General features: G+C 34.0%; 3 protein-coding genes. 2 read left to right on the top strand and 1 reads right to left on the bottom strand.

Annotated elements, in window-relative coordinates; genetic code table 11:
- Positions 1-311: 311 nt before the first annotated feature.
- A complete protein-coding gene (locus MUW73_RS01210) occupies positions 312-1673 on the bottom strand; it encodes an ankyrin repeat domain-containing protein (RefSeq protein ID WP_243575176.1) in 1362 nt (453 codons plus the stop codon).
- A gap of 511 nt (positions 1674-2184) precedes the next feature.
- On the opposite strand from MUW73_RS01210, the gene MUW73_RS01205 reads away from it, so the two are divergent.
- Both MUW73_RS01205 and MUW73_RS01200 read left to right on the top strand, forming a co-directional pair.
- On the top strand, positions 2185-3204 hold the full coding sequence (locus tag MUW73_RS01205) for an RING finger protein (RefSeq protein WP_243575175.1): 1020 nt from the start codon (positions 2185-2187) through the stop codon (positions 3202-3204).
- Between the two features lie 429 nt (positions 3205-3633).
- Positions 3634-4770 carry a phospholipase D-like domain-containing protein gene (locus MUW73_RS01200; protein ID WP_243575174.1) on the top strand — a complete coding sequence of 379 codons (1137 nt, stop codon included), beginning with the start codon at positions 3634-3636 and terminating at the stop codon, positions 4768-4770.
- Positions 4771-5424: the final 654 nt, after the last annotated feature.

Genomic DNA, 5424 nt, shown 5'->3' with positions numbered 1-5424 from the left:
TGTTTTTCCAGCTGTAAGCCGAGCTTTCAGCAGTTTTTTGCAGAGGGCTTGATTTTTTGCTTACTTTTTTATCAAGAAAAAAGTAAGAGAAAAACATTTATAATCAAATAAAAAAAATAAATAGTTACTTAAGTTGACACCATTGGGTGAACGGAAACGTTCCAGAAAGTATGCATGCAGGCACCAGATCAGAAAGAAGCCGGATGATTGAAAACTATCACGTCCGGTTTTGAAGTCTAGTGTAGAAAAGAGACTTACGCTGCTTAGATAACAGTACTGGGCACCATTCCTGGCAGGAATTGGCTACTTTTTTAGTCATCAATTAAGTGACTAGTAATAGAAATAGCGTATATCGAAAAGGGACCGAATGTGACAGATATAGCAGCAGCTAATAATAGGCGCATGATTACAGTAATACCCAATTGCTGAAATTTTATTCCGGTGTAAAATTCGCTTAAGTCTTTTATAAATGCGTGCGTTATATCCTCCTTGCAGCAAGGGCAAAGATGTTTATACACATAGGCGGGAAAAGGTTTAAACTTAATATGTCCCTTAGATTGATTAATAAACGACCTCACTAGGCAAGATCCATGTGCATAATGGCCACATGAAGCAATTTGAATAGTAGTGGACGCTTCTTCTTTTTTATGACATACTACACAAGTTAGATTTACCTGTTCTGATAACAGTGTATCATGCTTGCTGTATTTCTGATTAAAAAATGATTGTAAACGTTTATCAACATTTGTTAATTCTTCGCTAAGATATGAATCCAAGTTCACTTTTTCTGAATGGTTTATGGTGCTATTTCGGACATGTTTTTTGGTAGCTTTATCCATCAAGGCCCACAGTGGATTTGTTCCATAGTCTATCAATAACCTAACAGTTTTTTCCTGATCTTTAATATTTTTAATCTTTTTTACCAATTCTAGTGGCGTTTTCATCTTATTGCTTATGCCATTAGGATTTACACCAGCTTCCAGCAGTAATTTGATAACCACTATCTGCCCAGGACCATCTCCATTTTTTATTACTTCTGTAAGTAATGTTTCGCCACGTGTATTCCAGCTATTTAAATCTACCTTATGTTCGATTAATCGCTTTATAAATGCGATATAAGCAAGCGTATCAACGACTTCTTCATAGGAAGGAAGTTCATTATTTATAGCTTCTTGATAAGAAGGTGGTGGCGCTGTTGGGTCTCTATATAGTTCATCCAAAGATACTATCATGAGGGTAACTGGTTGCACGTTTGATTGCTTGCTGTATGATAACGTGCCCTCACGTGCATATTCCAGTATTAATGAGATGCCGCTATTTTTCACAATAGCCACCCTGACCGATCCAGGCTTATATGGGGTATGCACATCTATATATTTCCCTCTTTCTACCAAAAAATCCATTGCGTTTGTATCACCTTTCAGCGCCTTTGAAACTTCACATAAGCATTTATCAAGATTATGATAATCCTTTGAAACATCCTGGTCACTTGTATCACATGGAGGCTTATAAAGCAGACTATCTGTCTTTATATTGGGTGCATTTTTTATATGTCTAGAACAAGTATCTAATGCTGCACAAAAATAAAAGCAGCCTAACATAGCAATGATCTGTTTAGTACGCAGTATACTACTCTTCTGTTGGTTGGTTCTTTGATGCGTATTAGTGATCATAACGATAGTAGCTTACGAATTTATATTGAGTTAATAACTAACTAATTGAATCATGATATACAGTAAGCATTATTAATAGAAAATACAATAGGTATAGTTGCACCTCCATTTTTTTATACAGGGATAAGCAAAACGGCTAACGTTTAACTATCTTCATTTTATTGTAGCAGTTTTGAAACTTCACTGATTTGTAATTGTCCAGGCTTTTTGCATACTATCTTTTTGTATACTATCTAGGACTGCCCTTACTAAAGAATTAAAAGCATAGGCCGCTTTCAATCGGAAAAGGTAGGTTGTTTCTTAAGGCCAGCTTTATCTGGACTATATATTTACCGTTAGCAGCACCATCTAGAACATAGGCGTCGCAAGATTACTAATCGTTTGTATTGTCTAGATTTATTCGTATAATTAATGTTTTGTTAAAAACAATAAGACCTAGTGAAAGAGTTATACCATATCAAAAGTTAATAAATCGATGCAGATTATAAATAATTGCTTTAAGCTGACCCGTATGCCATACAATTGCTATTTAGTTTTGTTGCTTAGCCTTGCTACAACATGCTTGTCAAAAAAGCGTCCTCAAACGGATTCAGCTAAATTAAAACAGAGCTGCAATAGCCCGAGCACTACTACACCTGTTGCACCTAGATCAAATCAGGCTAAAAATAACTCAAACAATACTCCACCTGCTACAACTGCAACAAATCAGGCTCCTATATCAAATCAGACTAAAAATAAATCAAACAATACTCCACCTGCTATAACTGCAACAAATCAAACTCCTATTATATACAACTCCAGTTCAGGAAAAGAGGATCAAGTTGCTACAATACGTGATTTGAATACTGTGATACAAAAAAACCAAAAACACAATGAATCATTTAGTCAAAAGCTCAGTAAGATACAAGATCTTTCAGAAAGAGATAAAGAGATTGCAAGCTTTGTTAAAGACAGAAACCTGCTTATTGAATCGTTTAACCTACGTTTAAAGAACGTATTAGATCCTATTGAAAAACAACGATTAATGTCGGAATTTATGAGTATAAATAAAATGAATCAAGAACTCAAATCTTGCGTACCAACAAGTTTCGATTCCTCTAAGCAAAGTATAAAAGCATTCAACGAGGAAACAAGAAAGAAGCAAGGCGATGTTATTGAGGTATGGACTGGCTATCCAATCGAATCTCAAAGGCCGAGGATCAAACGTAGAATAAAAGAGCTCATATATTTCGTTAACAATAACCCATCTTTATTCCGAAATAAACAAAAACAGGGTGCAGAATGTGCGATATGTCACGAATCAGAATCTATAGGCCTGCTGCCATGTGGTGATTACGTTCATGTCGATTGTCTTACAGAATCAATCATTGCTCAATTTAGGCTAGGAATGGATCATTGGGTATTAGAGTGCCCCGGATCTTGCAGAAACTATTTAACTAAAACTTACTTTCTAGACAACGATACACACGCAAGAACATATTTAAGCCCGGATAGATGGGAAGAAATATTTTACAAGCCTAAGAACACATAAAGGATAGGTTTATAGGGTGGAATCAGAAAATAAAAAATAAAGTACGTAGGTTAAGGGTAAAACAAAAAAATAGTAAGGTTTGATACGATTAATCAATATAGCTATATTATATTAAGTGTAAAGTGATTACATGTGCCTAACAAAGTCACATCAAAAAAAGAAACTTATACATGATATAACCTTATCAACAAATATATCCTTTGGGTTTGTCATTCTATATTGTGAAAAATATAATTAAACAATTGTATTAACGCTATAAGCATTAATACTTTACAGGCTAACGCTATAGATACAAATCCATAGTCAACTTAGTTAATGGCCATGGTTAACAAATATTCAAATCGGGCATATGCGTATCTAATCATAGCAATATGTTACAGCACTCTATTGCTTACTACTTCTTGTAGTAAGCAAGAAGGTAAGTTTAGTATGAATGATCAATTCGAACAAGCAGGACCATCTAAGGAGTCAGATCATTCAGAATATAATGTTTTTCCTTGTTTTATGCCTGATCAAGATTGTGTACCTGAAATTGTAAAGTGGATTCATAACGCCCAAAAATCAATTATTGTACAAGCTTATAGCTTTAGTTCTGAACAAATTGCAAATGCATTGATAAATTCTAAGCAAAAAGGAAAGGACGTTAAGATATTTATAGATAAAGATGCCGAAACGAAGCAGGGTAATTTGATTCAAAAGTTGCGAAGTGAAGGAATTCAAATTCAAGTTGATCAACAAGTTGGTAGAGCGCATAATAAAGTTATGATTATTGATGACGAATATGTGATTACAGGATCTTATAATTGGACAGATAGTCACTATGATAATAATTCTGATGTTATAATATTTGTCAGAGACGAATGTGTAAATAAGAAATATATAGATAATTACAATTACAATGTTAAGATTAATCAAATGATGAATTCATCGCAACGTGGTATATTTAGCCCACTTAACACACGGCTAGATAGATGCTGTACGATCAGCCTATTCAATTTATCTGGTAATACTACCATGCGTCATGATGATGATGGCTTTACAACGGTCAGCACAAAAAATAAAAAGCAGAAGCAAAAAAGTAAAAATTTTGTTGAAGTGGACGTATGTTTCCCAAGATATGATAATCAAAATTGTATCTCCCTAATTGTGCACTACATTAATAATGCTAAAAAATCAATTTTTATACAAGCTTGTTCTTTAACGCATGATGAAATATCAAAGGCATTAATAAGCACTCATAAACGAAATATAGATATTAAACTATTAGTAGATCAAAAGGCCTTTAGCGATACAAATCAAAAAGTAAGTGATCTCATCAAAAGAGGTATTGAAGTTAAGTGTGATACAACTTGTCATCCTGGTATTGCACACAGCAAAACCATAATTATAGACTATGATATTGTTCTTACAGGATCACTTAATCTTACACGCAACGCCCAAAATAGTAATTCAGAGAATTTGCTTCGTATGAGCAATACACATGTAAATGTGATGTTTAAAAAAAATTTTTGTAAAAAGTGGGAGAAAGGTAAAAAAGTAGATAATGATACATGTGTAATGTCCTAAGGTTACAAAACGGGCTTTTAGTCAAAAGACCCTAATGTTGACTATCCTTATGATGGAATAATAGAACTATACAATAAATAGGTACTAGCAAAGACTCAAGATGTCGATCTATCTATATTGGGCCAATAAAGATTTATTTAACGCCGGAATCTTGCAACTGAAATACAGTGAATTGTTGTAGAACAAGTTAGATATCTGAAAAAAATAAGGATTGCTTGAGCCGAATACCGAGCAGTTGGTACGTTCGGTTCTTTGAGGCGTTTAGGAAGTAATGCTCCCGCTTACCCGACTAATACCCTTAAACTACTTAATGTCTGTGAAAATTTTATTGAGTGGATGTAGAGAGTAATCTCTATATCTACCCGATAACCAATGAAACAAACATGCAATACGCTTAATTATTGTATCTGTTCCTGATACTGGTAAAAAAGGCTTTTTATCTTACTTTTTTCTTGATAAAAAAGTAAGCAAAAAATCAAGCCCTGGTAAAAAGTTGCGCAAAGCACCCCTTACAGCTGGAAAAACAGAATCCACCCTGCAACATCCATTGCAGCTGTTTTTTTATTTCAGCTATAAGGGTCACTTTTTGATCGCAACTATTTTACAAGGGGCGTTTTTTTATATATTGTTATATATAATAATCAATTAAATATA

This window comes from Candidatus Cardinium sp. cByotN1, assembly GCF_022810525.1.
In the GTDB taxonomy this organism is placed as follows: Bacteria; Bacteroidota; Bacteroidia; order Cytophagales; family Amoebophilaceae; genus Cardinium.
This window is presented reverse-complemented; position numbering and strand designations above follow the sequence as displayed.

Bases quoted from the DNA above. Each gene is read 5' to 3' on its own strand.
- MUW73_RS01210 (WP_243575176.1), bottom strand. From the start codon at position 1,673: ATGATCACTAATACGCATCAAAGAACCAACCAACAGAAGAGTAGTATA.
- MUW73_RS01200 (WP_243575174.1), top strand. From the start codon at position 3,634: ATGAATGATCAATTCGAACAAGCAGGACCATCTAAGGAGTCAGATCAT.
- MUW73_RS01205 (WP_243575175.1), top strand. From the start codon at position 2,185: ATGCCATACAATTGCTATTTAGTTTTGTTGCTTAGCCTTGCTACAACA.